We start from the raw sequence: 15850 nt of genomic DNA on the forward strand, positions 1-15850 counted from the left end.
TGTGCGGTCGGTATTGTTATGGGCGTTATGCTCAGTCGCGGCACAGCTCGCAGAGCTGGGCGGCGGTATGCTGGCGCAGATCTGCGGCGCTGAGTTCAATTTCCAGCCCACGGCGCCCGCCACTGACGTACACAGTAGGCCAGTTTGCCGCGCTGGCATCAATAAAGGTGCGCAGGCGTTTCTTCTGCCCCAAGGGGCTGATGCCGCCAACCAGATAGCCGGTGCTGCGCTGCGCGGCGGCGGGGTCAGCCATGGCGGTCTTCTTTACCCGCGCGGCGCTGGCCAGAGCCTTGAGGTTGAGCTTGTCGGTTACCGGTACCACGGCCACCAGCAGTTCGCCGGTTTCGGTCGTGGCCAGCAGGGTTTTGAACACCCGGCCGTGCTCCAGACCTAGCTTGTCGGCGGCTTCGGTACCGTAGGACTCGGCTTGCGGGTCGTGGCTATAGCGGTGCAGTTGATAACTGACGCGGGCTTTGTCGAGCAGTTTGGTGGCTGGGGTCATGGCGTTCACATGCAGGTAACTGGCCACAGAGTAAACTGCCGGGCGCGCGGGGCCAAGTCGCCGTTTGCAGGCCTTGCGAGCGGGCCGGTGACGTTGTACAACAGGCTGGCGCGGGATTGCGCAGGTTTCGGAGATGCTGATGTTCAAGCCCCATCCAGAAGAACGCCGTACCGTCCGACCGGCCGGCGAAGCCCCGGTCTATGATCTGTTGGTCATTGGCGGTGGGGTAAATGGCGCAGGGATCGCCAATGATGCCGCCGGGCGCGGCCTTTCTGTACTACTTTGCGAGCAGCATGATCTGGCCTCGCACACCTCGTCGGCGAGCAGCAAGTTGGTACATGGCGGCTTGCGTTACCTCGAACACTACGAATTCAGATTGGTGCGTGAGGCGCTCGGCGAGCGTGAAGTGCTGTTGCAGAAGGCGCCGCACATCATCTGGCCGCTGCGCTTTGTGCTGCCGCACCGGCCGCATCTGCGCCCGCGCTGGATGCTGCGCGCCGGCTTGTTTCTGTACGATCACCTGGGCAAGCGCACCACACTGCCGGGCTCCACCGGCGCGCCCTTGAATGGCCAGGGCCCGTTGAACCCGCAGATCGATTATGCCTTCGAGTACTCCGACTGCTGGGCTGATGACGCGCGGCTGGTGGTACTCAACGCGGTGCAGGCGGCGAGCCTGGGCGCCGACATTCGCACCTACACCCGCTGCGAGTCGGCACGCCGCAAGGGTGACCTGTGGCAGATTGAGCTGTTGTCTGACCATGGCACGGCGGAAACCGTGCACGCGCGGGCGCTGGTCAATGCAGCCGGGCCCTGGGCCGCGCGAGTGATGGAGCGCGTGGTGGATACGCGCTCGCCCTATGGCGTGCGTCTGGTGCAGGGCAGCCATATTGTGGTGCCGCAGCTGTACCACGGTCGTCAGGCCTATATTCTGCAGAACGAGGACGAGCGTATCGTCTTTGTATTGCCCTACGAGAACGATTACTCGCTGATTGGCACCACCGATGTGGACTATCAGGGGGACCCCGCCCAGGTTGAGCCTACAGAGGCCGAGGTCGATTACCTGCTGCAGGTGGTGAACGCGCACTTCAAGCGCCAACTTAAGCATGAAGACATCCGTCACCGGTTTTCCGGGGTGCGGCCGCTGATCAGTGATGCCAGTGAATCCGACCCTTCGGCGGTCAGTCGCGATTACAGCCTGACGTTGGAAGGGGATACCGGCCAGGCGCCGCTGCTGGCCGTGTACGGCGGAAAACTGACGACCTTTAGAACCCTGGCCGAGGCGGCGGTAGATAAACTCAAGCCCTGGTTCCCTGACGCGCACCCATCCTGGACCGCTAGCCATGCGCTGGCCGGGGGCGACTTTGAGTCACAGGCGCAGCTGAGCGCCGAGCTCAAGACCGAGTACCCCTGGCTTACCGAGCAGCAATTGGAGCGCTTTGTGCGTTGCTACGGCACCCTGAGCCAGGTATTTCTGCGCGGTATGCGCTCACAGCAGGACATGGGCGAGCAATTCGGCGCGGGCCTGACCGAGCGCGAGATCAAGTACTTGCGCGAGCGCGAGTGGGCGCGGGACATGCAGGCGATCCTCTGGCGGCGGACCAAGCTGGGGCTGCACTTGAACGCGGCTCAGCAGGCGCGACTGGCTGACTATCTGCAGGCGTTGGCGGGCGAAATACTGGCGGTGTGACTAGCGGCAGCAGCCCGCATGGCGAAGCCTGGCCCGTGCAACGCACCCCGCAGGCCAGGCTCGGCATACCTCAATCGGCGATCTTGACCACCAGCTTGCCGAAATTCTTACCTTCCAGTAGCCCGATGAAGGCTTCTGGCGCGTTCTCCAGACCCTCTACGCGATCTTCCTTCACCCGCACCTTGCCACTCTCGACCCAGGGGGTCATGGTCTTGAGGAAGTCCGGGAAGCAGTGACCGTAGTTGTCGAAGATAATGAAGCCCTGCATGCGAATGCGTTGGCTCAGCATCAGGCGCATCAGTTGTGGCAGGCGGTCCGGGCCGGCGGGCAGCTCGGTTGCGTTGTACTGCGCGATCAGACCGCACAAGGGGATGCGCGCGTGCGGGTTGAGTAGCGGCATCACGGCATCGAACACCTTGCCGCCGACGTTCTCAAAGTACACATCAATGCCCTTGGGGCAGGCGGCGATCAGTTTGTCGTTGAGGTCATCGGCCTTGTGATCGATACAGGCATCGAAACCCAGCTCTTCGACCGCGTAGCGGCGCTTGTCTGCACCGCCGGCAACGCCGACCACGTGGCAACCCATCAGCTTGGCGACCTGACCCACCACAGTGCCGACCGGGCCAGTGGCAGCCGCGACGACGACGGTTTCACCGGCCTTGGGTTGGCCGATATCGGTCAGACCCATATAGCCGGTGAAGCCCGGCATGCCGAGCACGCCCAGTGCCTGCGATGGTTCTTTCATGTTGTTGTCGAGGCGAAACACCATGGCGCCGTCGGAGAGGGTGTAGTCCTGCCAGCCTGAGGCAAAGCTCATTACCAGGTCGCCTGCGGCGTAGCCGTCGAGCTTGGATTCCAGCACCTCACTGACGGTGGCGCAGGTCATTACGCCGCCGACCGGGACCGGATCGGCGTAGGATTTGGCGTCGCTCATGCGTCCGCGCATGTAGGGGTCGAGTGACATCCAGCGGTTGCGTAGCAGCATCTGCCCCGTGCCCACGGCGGGAATGGCGGTTTCTACCAGATTGAAGTTGGCAGCGGTCGGTGCGCCGACCGGGCGCGAGGCAAGCAGAATCTGGCGATTGGTGGTGTCTGACTGTGGCATTGCACGTCTCCTGCTTTGGGGTGTGAGGCGGCATGGGGCCGATGTTGGCGCCATGACGATGGTGTTGCCCTAGGATGCGCAGTGCGCGGTAATGGTTCAACTTGGCGCTAGTGGCGGTGATGCTGTGCTATTGATCGCGAAGAGACGCTGCTGGGCGCGCTAGGTGCCCGTCGCGCAAGTTGGTGTTGCAGCGCGCCCTGGTCGAGAGGGAGCGCGACCCGCCCGGGAGGGCGAGGAGAGCTACTTGCAGGCGGCGCGCCAGGCGCGCAGGAAGTCCTGTGCGCGGCCACCCTTATGGGGGTAGGAGCGCTCCCAGATTCGCGCTAGGCTGGGCAGGTCGCTGCGCGTGGAGATGGCCAGTTGCTGGCGCTCGTAGATCAACCAGGCAATGGCGGTCGCGTAGGCGAGGTTGTAGCCCAGTTCGGCGTGCGGGTTTTGCAGAAAACAGTGTTGGCTGGCCAGACCGCGAACCTTGCTGGCCAGTTCGGGCTGACTGGCCAGGTGCTGATCCCAGATGTCGGTGTGTTGCTGTGGGCTGATGGCGTATGGGCCAATTGCCTGGTCGCCGCGCTGCAGCGCTGGCAGGCGCGCGGTGGTCAGCAGAGTGCCCAGCAACAGTTGCTCCATGGCAACGCAGCGCACGCCAAGATAGGCGAGGGTCGGTCGCAGTATGTTTTCCAGTAGGTTGTCGGCAGCGCTGAGGGCCAGCAGGTTTAGGGGGAAAAGGTCTTGGGCAGCATTGTCCGGTGTGGGTAAGGCAACTGGGCTGGCAATCACGACTACATCCTGTTTGTTTATATGCCTAAGCTAAAGCGTAGTTGTAATTTGTTGCGGTAAAGCGCTGTTTTTAAATTATTTTAAGGCGTAGGTTTTTTTCGATATAACTGCTTGCTATATAGCGGGACGATTACAAGAAAAATGGATGAAACACCATGAGTAACCCGACTGTGACTGCAGCGACAGTCATTGATGAGCCGGCCTTATTGGCGCAGGAGCGGGGCTTTGCCCGCTTGCGCTTCAGCGCGCAGTTGGAGCCCGGATTTCAGCTGTATCTGCACGCCAAGATGTGCGCACGGGTCAAGATAGTCGCGATCTCGTCGATCTCATTCATGCTGTTTTTCATGTTGCTGGACTACGTCTATCTGCCGCATTGGGTCAGTGATTACACGCTGGTGGTGCGGATGATCGGTTTGCTGGCTATCTGCTTTGCTCTTTTCTATTCCAACCGGGTGGGTAAGGTAGCGCCCAACCGGGCTTTTGCGGTTTCCACACTGGCGTACTTCTGCACCGGGCTGATGATTGCCATGGTGATTATCGTGGCCAGGCTGGCGGAGGTGTCCATACGGGTGACCCATGATGGGCTTTATGTGGTGCTGCTGTCGGGTATGTTTCTGCTGGCGTTGCCCATGCGCCACGCCATCGTCGGCTCCGGGGCCATAGTGGCGGTCTATTTGCTGGCGGAATACGCGATCGGCTCAAGTCGGGCTTTGGTGATATCCAACAGTATTTTCCTGATCAATTTCACCATCATGGGCGCTTTCGGCGCCTATCTGTATGAATACATGCAACGCCGCGCCTACCTCAACGAGCAGCTGCTGGAGGCGGCGCGTAACCGCGCCGAGCGCGAAAGTCAGAGCAAAACGCGTTTTCTGGCCACCGCCAGCCATGATCTGCGGCAGCCGTTGCATGCGATGTCGCTGTTTATTCAGCATTTGTATGAACAGGTCGACAGCCCTGAGGCCAGCAAGACGGTGGCGCGTCTGGCCGACTCTACCCAATTGCTGCAGGCGATGCTCAACTCGCTGCTCGACATGTCGCGCCTGTCGGTGGGCATGGTGCGTGCGCAGGAGCGCTCATTCAATCTCGAGCCCTGGTTGCAGCAGTTGCTGGACAGTCTCGAGCCCTTTGCCAGTCGCCGCAATATTCGGCTGCAGCTGCGTTGCAACAAGGCCTACGCGGTACACAGCGACCCACTGTTGCTGGAACGACTGATTCGCAACTACCTGAACAACGCGCTCATTCATGCCGAGGCGAGTACCGTCAGCATTGAGGTACAGCGGGTGGATGAGCGCCTGCGCATTGCTGTAGTGGACGACGGATGTGGTCTGGCAGAGGCAGATCAGGAGCGGATTTATGAAGAGTTCACCCAGTTGCGCAATCCCGCGCGAACGCTGGACAAGGGCGTGGGCTTGGGCTTGAGCATCTGCCGTCAGATAGTGCACCTGCTGGAGTACCCCTCCGGATTGCAGTCGCACCCCGGCACCGGCTCGCGTTTCTGGTTCGATGTGCCGCTGGGTGAGTGGCAACTGCAGACCCAAGCCCCGCAGCAGCAGCATGCCCCGACCCTGAGTGGCCAGGTAGCGCTGATTGAAAATGACCGTGTCAGCCGTGAAGCCATGCAGGCGTTGCTGTCGGCCTGGGGCTGTATTGTGTGGGCCTTTGAAAGTGCCGAAGAGGCCATTCGCGGGCTGCAGGGCATCACGGTGGATGTGCTGCTGACCGACTATCGGCTGGAGGGCGAGCGAAATGGTTTGATGCTGGTGCGTACGCTACGCGATCAGGCGATCTTTGCCGGCCCGGCGGCGCTGGTTACCGCAGATACCTCAGAGGACGTGACCGAGGCCGCGCGGCTGGCGGATGTGGAGCTGCTGTACAAGCCAGTCTTGCCGGCCCGCTTGCGGCGCGTGGTGCATAACCTGTTGGCGCTGCGGCAGTAAGTTGTTTCCAGGCGCTTGGCAGTGGCTTGTGGCGGGCATCCGTGCCCGGTGAGCGAAAAGAAAATCCGGCTAGAAGCTGACCAGGCCGAGTTTGCGCGCGTTACTTACGCATTCGGTCCGGTTGTGGCACTCGAGCGAGGTGAACAGTGCCTTGAGGTGGGTCTTTACCGTGTCTTCTGAGAGCGACAGACGCTGACAAATCACCTTGTTCGGCAAGCCCTCTGCGAGCAGGTCGAGGATCTCCAGTTGCCTGGGCGTGATGCCGACATCGCGTGCGCTGCTTTGCCGGTCGAGCGGGCGATTTTCATCGCCGATCACCACCTGCACGCCGTAGAGCAGCTGGGTAACGGCATCGAGCAGGGTTTTGCCATCGGCGGTTTTGCTGATGAAGCCGGCCGCGCCCAGTTGCAGTGCTGCGTCCAGATCACTGGGGCTGTTGCTCGCGGTCAGTACCGCGACCGGCACCATGGCGTCTTCGCTGCGCAGCTTTTGCAGCAGCGCCAGGCCGCTGCTGTCGGGCAGCTGCAGGTCCAGCAGAATCAGGTCATAGGTGTTGTGTTGGACTTGCTGCAGGGCCTGCGCCGCATTGTGCGCATGGTCCAGTTGTACCCCTTCGCATAGGCTGCCCAGCGTCAGGCTGAGGCCGTCCAGGTAGATCTGGTGATCATCAATCAACAACAGCCGGGTATCCGGCGGCAGATTACTGCTCATGTTCGTCATCCTCGACAGCTGCCTTCATGCCGGAAGGCCGGGCAGACTTGTTATTTTTCACCTGGGTGATAATAAGCAACCCTGTCCGGCAGGTCTAGCAGCAGGCCGCGAGGCTGTGCGCTATTGCTCGTCTGCGCCGCCTGTTGGCGGTGGCAAGCGCTGATGCAGGCTATGCAGCTCAGCACGCAACTGGCGCACCTCCTCGAGCAGCAAAGCCTGCTCGGTTGGTGGCCCGGGGGCGCGTGCTCGGCGGTGCGCTCGCGTTGAGTCTGAATGGCATCAACGATGACCGCGATAAACAGGTTCAGCATCATGAAGGTGGCAATCAGGATGAAGGGCACGAAATACAGCCAGGCATAGGGGAACTGCGCCATGACCGGTCGGACTATGCCCATCGACCAGCTCTCCAGCGTCATTACCTGAAACAGGGTGTACAGGCTGGCGCCAAGGGTGCCGAACCACTCGGGGAAGTGCTCGCCGAACAGCTGCGTGGCGATTACCGCGGCGACATAGAAAATCAGCCCCAGCAGCGCAACGATGCTGCCCATGCCCGGCAGCGAAGACAGCAGCGACTGCACTACCATCTTCATGCTGGGAACAATCGAGATCAGCCGTAGCACGCGTAGTACTCGCAGCGCGCGCAGCACGGCCAGCGGCCCGCTGGCCGGAACCAGGGCGATAGCGATAACCAGGGTGTCGAACAGGCCCCAAGGGTCGCGCAGCAGACGCCAGCCGTGGGCGGTGAAACGCAGGCCAATTTCGATGACGAAGCAGGCGAGTATCAGTTGATCCAATGCCTTGAGGCCGCCGCCCCAGTGCTGCATTGCGCTGGGCGAGGTTTCCAGGCCGAGAATCACGGCGTTGATCAGGATCAGTGTGGTAATCAGGTACTGCACGGCAGGGCGGTCAAGCCAGTCGGCCAGCCGCTGCCGCCAGGGGCGGGTGAGGTTCAATGTGTCGGTCATGGGAGCGTCAATGGCGCTGCAGAGCCCGCGTGAGCGGCAAGCCCTGCGGGCGGTTACTGTTCGTCCTCGGCAAAGGCGCAGAGGGTAAAGGTAGGAATGCCGGCATCCTGCATGCTGCGCGAGCCGCCAAGGTCGGGCAGGTCGATGATGGCGGCGGCTTCGTACACGTTTGCACCGCACTGGCGCACCAGCCGGGCGGCGGCGAGAAAGGTGCCGCCGGTGGCGATCAAATCATCCAGCAGCAACACCTGTTCGCCACCACTGAGGGCGTCGCGGTGCATTTCCAGTGTGGTTTCGCTGTATTCGGTGGCGTAGCTTTCGCGCAGGGTATCGGCGGGCAGCTTGCCGGCCTTGCGGAACAGCACCAGCGGCTTGTTCAACTCGTAGGCGAGCACTGCACCCAGCAGAAAGCCGCGGGCGTCAATGGCGCCGATGTGCGTGACGGGCGACTCGACGTAACGCTGGATCAGGCTGTCGGCCACCATGCGCATGGCGCGCGGTGAGTGATACAGCGGCGTGATATCGCGGAAGGTAACGCCAGGCTTGGGAAAGTCGGGCACCGGGCGAATCAGCGACTTGATGGTGTATTCGTCAAAAATCATCGTGGTTCCTGCAATCAGTCGAGTTGGCCGCCAGCCAGGGCGCACAGCTCGGCGTGGTCAAGAATGTCAATTTGCTTGCCTTCAGCGGCAATCAGGCCCTGCTGCTGGAAGCGGGTAAACACGCGTGACACGGTTTCCACGGCCAGGCCCAGGTAGTTGCCGATGTCGTTACGTGACATGGCCAGACGGAAGCGATTGGCCGAGTAGCCGCGCGAGCGAAAACGTGCAGAGAGGTTGATCAGCAAGGTAGCAATACGTTCATCTGCGGTTTTCTTCGAGAGCAGCAGCATCATCTGCTGGTCGTCACGAATCTCACGGCTCATCAGGCGCATTACCTGACGGCGCAGGCCGGGCATGCTGGCGGTAAGATCATCCAGGCGTTCATAGGGGATTTCGCAGACCGAGGTGGTTTCCAGCGCCACGGCAGACAGCGGCTGGCGCTCACCGTCCATGCCGGAAAGGCCAATCAACTCGCCCGCCAGATGGAAACCGGTAATCTGCTCGACGCCCGCGTCGTTGACGCTGAAGGTCTTGATGGTGCCGGAGCGCAGCGCGTAAACCGAGCTGAAGGTATCACCCTGACGGAACAGCATCTCGTTCTTGCGCAGCGGCTTGCCCCGCTTGACGATGTTGTCGAGGGTGTCCATTTCGTTGTCATGCAAGGCCAGGGGCAGACACATGGTCGCCAGGCTGCAATCCTTGCAGTGCGCTTCGGGCAGGGCGCGCAGTTTGATGGCGTCAGACATGGGGGACTCGTTTCGTTGGCGGATAGCTGCAAGCGTACAACAAGCGCTGGTGGGTTTCACATCGGAGTGTGCGCAAATTGTTGCCGTCAGGGTTGGGCATGGTCATGGTGTCCACCACTGTGCTGGCTGCCGGGTGGCGCGAGCGTGCTGATGACCCACTGCTGGTGCGGTCCGGGCAGGGTCCAGAGGCCAAAGGCGATGATCAGACTGGCCGCGCCGATGCGCAGGCTGCGCTTGCGCAGCAGGGCAGTCAGCTTGTCGGCGGCGGCGCCGGTGGCGAGCAGGGTAGGTAGCGTACCCAGCCCGAAGGCGAGCATCAGGAGTGCCGAGGTGCCGCTGCTGCCATGGCTGCTGGCCCACACCAGTGAGCTGTATACCAGCCCGCAAGGTAGCCAGCCCCAGAGCATGCCCAGACACAACGCCTGAGCGGGGCGCTGCACCGGAAGCAGGCGCCGCGCGCGAGGCTCAATGTGGCGCCATAAGCCACGGCCGAGCGATTCGATACGGGTCAGCCCCGACCACCAGTTGGCCAGATACAGGCCCATGCAGATCATCAGCAGACCGGCGATGGTGCGCAGCACCACGCCCAAGCCCATCCCCTGCAATGCCCAGCCGAAGCTGCCGAGCAGGGCACCGGCGAGTGTATAGCTGCTGATACGGCCCAGGTTGTAGCTCAGCAGGATGCGCCACAATGGCCAGCCCTTGCGCTGCTCGGCGGGGATGGCCAGAGTCAGTGCACCCATCAGGCCACCGCACATACCGATGCAGTGGCCGCCGCCGAGCAACCCCAGCGCCAGAGCGGTAAATAGCTGCGGCAGCAAGTCTGCGCTCATGCCGGGCGGTCGTCGTCGGCTTGGGCGGTTTTGTCGTCGCTTTGGTTGGCGCCTTGATCTGGGGTGCTGGCAGCTTTGCTGCGGCCTTGAGCGGCCAGATGGGCCGGGTCATCCTCGTCAAACAGGATGCTGTGCGCGGGGCTATCGAGATCGTCGTACTGGCCGTTGTTCACCGCCCAGTTGAAAACCCAGATGGCGATCACCACCAGCAAAATGGCGATCGGAACCAGAATGTAGAGTACGGTCATGCGCGGGCCTCCGCGAGTTGGCCGGTGGACGCCTGCTGCGGCGCAAGCCTGAACCGGGTCAGGCGCAGGGCGTTGAGTACCACCAGCAATGAACTGGCTGACATGCCGAGTGCCGCCCAGGCTGGCGTGACCATGCCCAGTGCGGCGAGCGGCAATATCGCCAGATTATACAGGCTGGCCCAGGCCAGGTTCTCGATCATGATGGCGCGGGTGCGCTGAGCTACCTGCAGGCTGTCGACCAGGGTCAGCAGGCGGCTGTTGAGCAGCACGGCGTCGGCATTGGTCTTGGCCAGGTCCGAGGCGTTGCCCATCGCTACTGAGATGTCGGCGCTGGCCAGTACTGGCACGTCGTTGACACCATCACCCAGCATCAATACCTTCTCGCCGCGCGCCTGTTGCTGTTGCACGTAGGCCAGTTTGTCGTCGGGACTGGCGTTGCCGATCGCTTCGCTGATGCCCAGTCGTTCGGCCATGCGGTCAACCACTGCGGCCTGGTCGCCAGACAACAGGACAACCCGCAAACCGCGCGCCTGCAATGCGGCCACCATGGCGGCGGCGTCGCTGCGCAAGCGGTCGTTCAGGGCAAACCAGGCGATTGGACCATCCGCGTTGCCCAACAGCAGCCACTGGCCTGGCGCTTCGGGGTAGGCAGGTGGGGTATAGCCGCCCAGCGTGCTGACAAAGTCTGCTTTACCGATGCGCAGTGTTTGTCCGTCGCATTCGCCCTGCAGACCCTGGCCCGGCACGTTTTCGATGGCGTTGGCACTGTGCAGGCTGCGGCCGAAGGCGCGAGCAATCGGGTGCTCCGAGCTGCTTTCCAGCGTGCGCGCCCAGTGCAGCGCCTGATCGGCATCATGCGCGGCAAAGGGCTGAATCTGCTCCAGCGTCATACGACCTTCGGTCAGGGTGCCGGTCTTGTCGAGAATGACCGTGCTGATCTGCTTCATGCCTTCCAGTACGTGGCCACGGGTAATCAGCAGGCCGAGTTTGTGCAGGCTACCGGTGGCGGTGGTCAGCGCGGTGGGCGTCGCCAGTGAGAGGGCACAGGGGCAGGTCGCTACCAGCATGGCCAGCACAATCCAGAATGCGGTATCAAGGTCGCGCAGCGACCACCAGAGGGTGCCCACCACGACCACCGAAAGCAGCACCGCGAGCAGAAAGTACTGCGCAACCTGATCGGCGAGTTTCGCCAGCCGGGGCTTATCGGACTGGGCGCGTTCCAGCAGGCGGACGATGGCCGAGAGCCGCGTTTGGTCGCCCAGCGCCGTCACTTCGATCTGCAGGGGGCCTTCGACATTGAGCGTACCGGCGGTAACCGCATCGCCGGCGGTTTTGGCGATGGGTAGGTATTCGCCGGACAGCGCAGACTCGTCGATGCTGCTGCTGCCCTGGCGAATACGCCCGTCAGCGGGGATGCTTTCACCGGGTTTGACTTCGACCAGGTCGCCGCAGGTCAACTCCTCCAGCATGATGCGCTGGCTGCTGCCATCCGCGGCAATACGCAGCGTGCTGGGTGGCAACAGATTGACCAGCCGGGCGGTACTTTCCACCGTGCGCTGGCGCGCGCGGCGTTCCAGATAGCGGCCGGCAAGCAGGAAGAAGGCGAACATGGTGACCGAGTCGAAGTACACCTCGCCGCGGCCGATGACGGTGGCCCAGATGCCGGCCAGATAGGCGCCGCCGATCGCCAGCGAGACCGAGACATCCATGCTCAGGCGGCGGTTTTTCAGGTCGCGCCAGGCGCCCTGAAAGAAGGGCGCACAGCTGTAAAACACCACCGGGGTGGTCATCAGCAGGCTGGCCCAGCGCAGCAGATGTGCCATGCCCTCGGTCAGGTCCTGATCAAACTCCTCATACAGGGCCATGGTTGCCATCATTACCTGCATGAACATCAGCCCCGCCAAACCCAGGCGGCGCAGATAGCGGCGGTTTTCGGCGGCAATCTGCTCGGCAGCCTTGTCGGGCTCGTACGGGTGGGCGGTGTAACCGATGCGCCGCAGCCCTGCAATCAGTGTCGAGAGTTTGGTGGCGTCGGCCTGCCAGCTGAGGCTGAGGCGCTGATTGCCCATGTTCAGACTGGCCTCCAGCACGCCGGGTTGCGCGCGCAGGTGGCGCTCGATCAGCCAGCAGCAGGCGGCGCAGTTGATCCCTTCGATGAGTAGCTGAATCTGCTGGCCAGTGCCTTGGGAGGAGGTGTAGCGCTGTTGCACGTCTTGCCGGTCATACAGCTCCAGCTCGTCCTGCAGTACCCGCGGCATGGCTTCGGGGTTGGCGGAGCGCTCGGTCCGGTGCTGGTAATAGGATTCCAGCCCGGCGCAGCAAATGGCTTCCGCCACCGCCAGGCAGCCGGGGCAACACAGTGGCCGCTGTTCGCCAAGTATGTTCGCGTGCCAGGGCGCGCCGGCGGGAACCGGTTCGCCACAGTGAAAACAGGGGGTGGGTTGCGCCATCGGTTACTGTGCGGAAATCTGGTACCGCTGACCGGGTACCAGGTTCAGCTCGCCGGTCAGACGCCAGCCCTTGTCGCCGGGTTTGTCCGGATCGCTGAGCTCAATGTAGCGACGGCCTTCGATCTGTTGTTCGAGCTGGCCGGTGTAGCTGTTGCCGCGAATCTGCCGCAGGATGATGGCGCGATCTTGCGAGGCGTGCGCGGGGGAGATCAGGTCGAGCGTAAGGCTGCGCGGCAAAGCCACAAAGTCACCCTGCAGCTCCAGGGTGATGTCACCGGTGACTTCGTCGATGCCGAAATCAGCACCCACGCCCAGGTCGCGTGCCATATGGTCGCGGCCAAGGTACAGGTTGATGGCCTTGCCCTCAGTGTAATAGTTGTCGCGTACCAGGCTGTCGGGGTTGAGCGTGGCAACGAACAGCAGCCCCAGGCCAATGAACACCGCAAAGGCCAGAATGGCGATGATGAACCAGGCCCAGAACTGCTTGTACCAGGGCGTGCTGAGGTTGTCGTGCTGCATGGGTGTTCCTGTAATCATTGACCTGACTGTCTTTGCGCTAACGGGTTGAGCGTCGCCCGGCGATCAACGCACCTTGGGTGCCATGAACCGACTTTCCGAGCTGGCGACGACGCTGTCGTCATCGGTGGCGACCACTTCAAAGATGACGGGTATGTTGGTTGCGCCATCCAGCTCTGCCGGGTCGATCTGCACATTCAGCGGCAATTGCAGTTTGCTGCTTGGGCCGACCAGCAGTGGGCGATCCGGCAAGTGCAGAGTGAGCCCTTCATGGCCTTGCATGCTCAGCCGGTAGCTGCGCTCGGTAGTACCCTTGTTGAAGATTTTGACAATGTACACGTTCTCGATCTGGCCGCTGCTGGTTTCTCGAAACAGAACATTTCGATCGCGTTCAATATCCAGCGAGACCTGAGAAATATTGCTGACGGTGATGATGAACAGGCCAATCATCACCAGCAAGGCGGTGCCATAACCGAACAGGCGGGGGCGGAACACTTTGGTCGGCTTGCCCTCCAGACTGTGCTCGGTAGTGTAGCGAATCAGGCCCGGCGGGTAATCCATCTTTTCCATCACTTCATCGCAGGCGTCGATACAGGCGGTGCAACTGATGCACTCGATCTGCAGGCCATTGCGAATGTCGATGCCGGTAGGGCAGACCTGCACGCAGATTTCACAATCGATGCAGTCACCCTTGCCAACCTCGGCGGGATCGGCGCCTTTCTTGCGTGAGCCACGCGGCTCCCCGCGCGCCGCATCGTAGGAGACGATCAGCGTATCGGCGTCAAACATCACGCTCTGGAAACGAGCGTACGGACACATGTGGATGCACACCTGTTCACGCAGCCAACCGGCGTTGATGTAGGTAGCTGCGGTAAAGAAGAACACCCAGAACAGCGACCAGCCGGCCATCTGCCAGGTAAACATCTCGACGATCAGCCCGCGGATCGGCGTGAAGTAGCCGACGAAGGTCAGTGCGGTAGCCAGCGATACCAGCAGCCAGATGCTGTGCTTGGCCGCGCGGCGCGCGAATTTGTTGAGGCTCATGGGCGCGTGATCGAGCTTGATACGCGCGTTGCGCTCGCCCTCGGTAACGCGTTCGGCCCACATGAATACCCAGGTCCAGACCGTCTGCGGGCAGGTATAGCCACACCAGACCCGGCCGGCAAAGACGGTAATGAAGAACAGTCCAAAGGCGCAGATGATCAGCAGAAACGACAGCAGGAAAAAGTCTTCCGGCTGGAAGGTGGCGCCAAAGATGTGGAACTGGCGGGCAGGCAGGTCCCAGAGCACTGCAGGGCGGTCACCCCACTGCAGCCAGACGGTACCGAAGTACAGCATGAACAGGAATGCCACCCCGGCCAGGCGAATGTTCTTGAACAGGCCCTTGTAAGAGCGGGTCTGTATCTTTTCGCGTTTGGCGTAGAGGTCGTAGGTTTCTACCTTGGGAGTGACGTCTTCCAGGGGGATTTTACTGCTCATATCAGGCTGACCCTCAGGCGAAGGGGAGTGTTGGCGGACTGACCTCACGTAGGGTCAGACTTTGCCTGTATCACTGAAAATAGACCGGATTGGTAAGCTGCACAATGCGACCAGTGGTCGCGCAGCCGGAAAGCCAGAAACAAGATGGGGGAACCAAGTTCCCCCATCTGTCAGTGCTTTTACTTACGTGCTAACTACACCTTACTGCTCGTCCTGCTGATGGGACAGGCTGTAGATGTAGGAGGCCAGCATGTGGATCTTGTCTTCACCCAGATGCGCCTGCGACGGCATGTGACCGTTACGGCCGTAGCGCACGGTCTGCTGAACCTGCAGGAAGCTGGAACCGTACAGCCAGATATCGTCGGTCAGGTTCGGCGCGCCCATCTGATGGTTGCCCTTACCGTCTGCGCCGTGACAGGCCACACAGGTATTGGTGAAGGTTTCGGCACCGGCAACCAGATCAACGCCTTCTGTTTCCAGACCAGACAGGCTGCGAACATAGCCAGAGACGTTGCGCACACCGGACTCACCAATTACGTTGAGCCAGGCAGGCATGGCTGCCTGACGACCGCCGCGCAGTGTGGTCTTGATGGTTTCCGGGTCGCCGCCGTACAGCCAATCGTTGTCGGTCAGGTTGGGGAAGCCGAATGCACCGCGCGCGTCGGAGCCGTGGCAGACCGAGCAATTGGTGGCAAACAGACGCTGGCCAATGCGGGTGGCATCGCGATCCTTGGCTACTTCTTCCACCGGCATTTCGCGGTATTTGGCGAAAATCGGAGCAAACTGCTCTTCTGCCTTGGCGACTTCAGCCTGATATTCCTTGACTGAAGTCCACTCCAGGTAACCGGGCCATTTGCCCAGGCCCGGATACAGGAACAGATAGAAGGCAGCAAATACCATGGTGGCGACGAAGAGTACAAACCACCAGCGGGGCAGGGGGTTATCGTACTCTTCAATACCGTCAAAGCTATGGCCGACTTTCTCGTCGGTTTGCTCCGGACGCTGACCCTTGCGCGTGGCCAGCAGCAACCACAGGATCAGGCCCAGGCAGGTCAGGGTCAGGACAACAATGTACCCGCTCCAGAAATTAGTCATTACTTGTTACTCCTAGCATCATCTTGCTGCTCTTCCGTGGCCTTGGCGTCGTCGTCATCGAGGAAGGGCAGTTGCGCTGCTTCGTCGAAGTCTTTCTTCTTGTATGAGCTGTAAGCCCATATCACGACACCAATGAAGGCCACCATGGCAAAGATGGTGCCCAGGCCGCGGAGAGTGTTGATATCCATGGTTGC

General features: G+C 61.5%; 15 protein-coding genes and 1 pseudogene. 2 read left to right on the top strand and 14 right to left on the bottom strand.

Annotation, left to right across the window (positions count from 1 at the left end; translation table 11 throughout):
- Positions 1–31: 31 nt before the first annotated feature.
- Positions 32–502 (bottom strand): Cys-tRNA(Pro) deacylase, encoded by a 471-nt coding sequence (gene ybaK, locus BLU26_RS00670; protein WP_092288298.1) that lies wholly within the window; start codon positions 500–502, stop codon positions 32–34.
- Between the two features lie 139 nt (positions 503–641).
- On the opposite strand from ybaK, the gene glpD reads away from it, so the two are divergent.
- Positions 642–2189: a glycerol-3-phosphate dehydrogenase gene (glpD, locus tag BLU26_RS00675; RefSeq protein ID WP_092288299.1), complete on the top strand. Its 1548-nt coding sequence runs from the start codon at positions 642–644 to the stop codon at positions 2187–2189.
- 70 nt (positions 2190–2259) lie between these two features.
- Here the strand turns inward: glpD and BLU26_RS00680 are convergent, their stop codons facing one another.
- Together BLU26_RS00680 and BLU26_RS00685 are read right to left on the bottom strand one after the other, a co-directional pair.
- Positions 2260–3294 (bottom strand): NADP-dependent oxidoreductase, encoded by a 1035-nt coding sequence (locus tag BLU26_RS00680; protein WP_092283037.1) that lies wholly within the window; start codon positions 3292–3294, stop codon positions 2260–2262.
- Between the two features lie 240 nt (positions 3295–3534).
- The gene (locus BLU26_RS00685) at positions 3535–4071 is read right to left on the bottom strand and encodes a hypothetical protein (protein ID WP_092283038.1); all 537 of its coding nucleotides are present in this window, start codon (positions 4069–4071) and stop codon (positions 3535–3537) included.
- A gap of 155 nt (positions 4072–4226) precedes the next feature.
- On the opposite strand from BLU26_RS00685, the gene BLU26_RS00690 reads away from it, so the two are divergent.
- Positions 4227–6011, top strand: coding sequence for an ATP-binding response regulator (locus tag BLU26_RS00690; RefSeq protein WP_092283039.1), 1785 nt, complete (start codon positions 4227–4229; stop codon positions 6009–6011).
- Between the two features lie 69 nt (positions 6012–6080).
- Here the strand turns inward: BLU26_RS00690 and BLU26_RS00695 are convergent, their stop codons facing one another.
- From BLU26_RS00695 to BLU26_RS00745, 11 genes and pseudogenes are all read right to left on the bottom strand, one after another.
- On the bottom strand, positions 6081–6722 hold the full coding sequence (locus BLU26_RS00695; RefSeq protein ID WP_172830623.1) for a response regulator: 642 nt from the start codon (positions 6720–6722) through the stop codon (positions 6081–6083).
- 120 nt (positions 6723–6842) lie between these two features.
- Positions 6843–7687: pseudogene (locus BLU26_RS00700) on the bottom strand (ion transporter).
- A 53-nt stretch (positions 7688–7740) separates the two neighbouring features.
- The gene (locus tag BLU26_RS00705; protein ID WP_092283041.1) at positions 7741–8289 is read right to left on the bottom strand and encodes an adenine phosphoribosyltransferase; all 549 of its coding nucleotides are present in this window, start codon (positions 8287–8289) and stop codon (positions 7741–7743) included.
- A 14-nt stretch (positions 8290–8303) separates the two neighbouring features.
- A complete protein-coding gene (gene fnr / locus BLU26_RS00710) occupies positions 8304–9035 on the bottom strand; it encodes a fumarate/nitrate reduction transcriptional regulator Fnr (protein WP_092283042.1) in 732 nt (243 codons plus the stop codon).
- Positions 9036–9121: 86 nt separating this feature from the next.
- The gene (locus BLU26_RS00715) at positions 9122–9868 is read right to left on the bottom strand and encodes a sulfite exporter TauE/SafE family protein (RefSeq protein ID WP_092283043.1); all 747 of its coding nucleotides are present in this window, start codon (positions 9866–9868) and stop codon (positions 9122–9124) included.
- Complete coding sequence (gene ccoS / locus BLU26_RS00720) at positions 9865–10116, bottom strand: cbb3-type cytochrome oxidase assembly protein CcoS (RefSeq protein WP_092283044.1); 252 nt, start codon at positions 10114–10116, stop codon at positions 9865–9867. The genes BLU26_RS00715 and ccoS overlap by 4 nt, the downstream gene beginning before the upstream one ends.
- Positions 10113–12566, bottom strand: coding sequence for a heavy metal translocating P-type ATPase (locus BLU26_RS00725; RefSeq protein ID WP_092283045.1), 2454 nt, complete (start codon positions 12564–12566; stop codon positions 10113–10115). The genes ccoS and BLU26_RS00725 overlap by 4 nt, the downstream gene beginning before the upstream one ends.
- A 3-nt stretch (positions 12567–12569) precedes the next feature.
- On the bottom strand, positions 12570–13085 hold the full coding sequence (locus tag BLU26_RS00730) for a FixH family protein (protein ID WP_157719259.1): 516 nt from the start codon (positions 13083–13085) through the stop codon (positions 12570–12572).
- A gap of 63 nt (positions 13086–13148) precedes the next feature.
- Positions 13149–14561 (bottom strand): cytochrome c oxidase accessory protein CcoG, encoded by a 1413-nt coding sequence (ccoG, locus tag BLU26_RS00735; RefSeq protein ID WP_092283047.1) that lies wholly within the window; start codon positions 14559–14561, stop codon positions 13149–13151.
- 201 nt (positions 14562–14762) lie between these two features.
- Positions 14763–15656, bottom strand: coding sequence for a cytochrome-c oxidase, cbb3-type subunit III (gene ccoP, locus BLU26_RS00740; RefSeq protein ID WP_092283048.1), 894 nt, complete (start codon positions 15654–15656; stop codon positions 14763–14765).
- Positions 15656–15844 (bottom strand): cbb3-type cytochrome oxidase subunit 3, encoded by a 189-nt coding sequence (locus BLU26_RS00745; protein ID WP_092283049.1) that lies wholly within the window; start codon positions 15842–15844, stop codon positions 15656–15658. Before BLU26_RS00745 ends, ccoP begins: the two co-directional genes overlap by 1 nt.
- Positions 15845–15850 lie beyond the last annotated feature (6 nt).

It is taken from the genome of Halopseudomonas sabulinigri, from assembly GCF_900105255.1.
GTDB classification, from domain to species: Bacteria; Pseudomonadota; Gammaproteobacteria; order Pseudomonadales; family Pseudomonadaceae; genus Halopseudomonas; species Halopseudomonas sabulinigri.

Bases quoted from the DNA above. Each gene is read 5' to 3' on its own strand.
- BLU26_RS00695 (WP_172830623.1), bottom strand. From the start codon at position 6,722: ATGAGCAGTAATCTGCCGCCGGATACCCGGCTGTTGTTGATTGATGAT.
- ccoP (WP_092283048.1), bottom strand. From the start codon at position 15,656: ATGACTAATTTCTGGAGCGGGTACATTGTTGTCCTGACCCTGACCTGC.
- BLU26_RS00680 (WP_092283037.1), bottom strand. From the start codon at position 3,294: ATGCCACAGTCAGACACCACCAATCGCCAGATTCTGCTTGCCTCGCGC.
- ccoS (WP_092283044.1), bottom strand. From the start codon at position 10,116: ATGACCGTACTCTACATTCTGGTTCCGATCGCCATTTTGCTGGTGGTG.
- BLU26_RS00745 (WP_092283049.1), bottom strand. From the start codon at position 15,844: ATGGATATCAACACTCTCCGCGGCCTGGGCACCATCTTTGCCATGGTG.
- BLU26_RS00725 (WP_092283045.1), bottom strand. From the start codon at position 12,566: ATGGCGCAACCCACCCCCTGTTTTCACTGTGGCGAACCGGTTCCCGCC.
- BLU26_RS00715 (WP_092283043.1), bottom strand. From the start codon at position 9,868: ATGAGCGCAGACTTGCTGCCGCAGCTATTTACCGCTCTGGCGCTGGGG.
- ccoG (WP_092283047.1), bottom strand. From the start codon at position 14,561: ATGAGCAGTAAAATCCCCCTGGAAGACGTCACTCCCAAGGTAGAAACC.
- BLU26_RS00705 (WP_092283041.1), bottom strand. From the start codon at position 8,289: ATGATTTTTGACGAATACACCATCAAGTCGCTGATTCGCCCGGTGCCC.
- BLU26_RS00730 (WP_157719259.1), bottom strand. From the start codon at position 13,085: ATGCAGCACGACAACCTCAGCACGCCCTGGTACAAGCAGTTCTGGGCC.
- fnr (WP_092283042.1), bottom strand. From the start codon at position 9,035: ATGTCTGACGCCATCAAACTGCGCGCCCTGCCCGAAGCGCACTGCAAG.
- glpD (WP_092288299.1), top strand. From the start codon at position 642: ATGTTCAAGCCCCATCCAGAAGAACGCCGTACCGTCCGACCGGCCGGC.
- ybaK (WP_092288298.1), bottom strand. From the start codon at position 502: ATGACCCCAGCCACCAAACTGCTCGACAAAGCCCGCGTCAGTTATCAA.
- BLU26_RS00690 (WP_092283039.1), top strand. From the start codon at position 4,227: ATGAGTAACCCGACTGTGACTGCAGCGACAGTCATTGATGAGCCGGCC.